The sequence below is a fragment of the Streptomyces sp. NRRL S-455 genome (assembly GCF_000717875.1).
GTDB lineage: Bacteria > Actinomycetota > Actinomycetes > Streptomycetales > Streptomycetaceae > Streptomyces.
Genome location: NZ_JOCT01000107.1, coordinates 1 through 227, shown reverse-complemented (window position 1 = coordinate 227; position 227 = coordinate 1). Strand labels below are relative to the sequence as shown.

Sequence of the window (227 nt, the reverse complement as noted above, 5' to 3'; positions counted from 1 at the left end):
GGTGCGACGGGCGGCGTGTGGGAGTGCCCCGATCTGTTCCCCCTCGCGGTCGACGGCGACAGGGACAACATCAAGTGGGTCCTGGTCGTGAACATCAACCCCGGTGGTATCGCGGGCGGTTCGGCCGCCCAGTACTTCATCGGCGACTTCGACGGAAGGAAGTTCACCGCCGAGGACAAGGGCACCTACACCCCGCCCACGGGCGAGGTGGTGCAGGACTTCGAAGG

General features: G+C 66.5%; 1 protein-coding gene. It reads left to right on the top strand.

The annotated features are described in order from the left end of the window. A partial coding sequence (locus tag IE97_RS39095) for a hypothetical protein (protein ID WP_158708401.1) occupies positions 1 to 227 on the top strand: 227 nt, incomplete at both ends.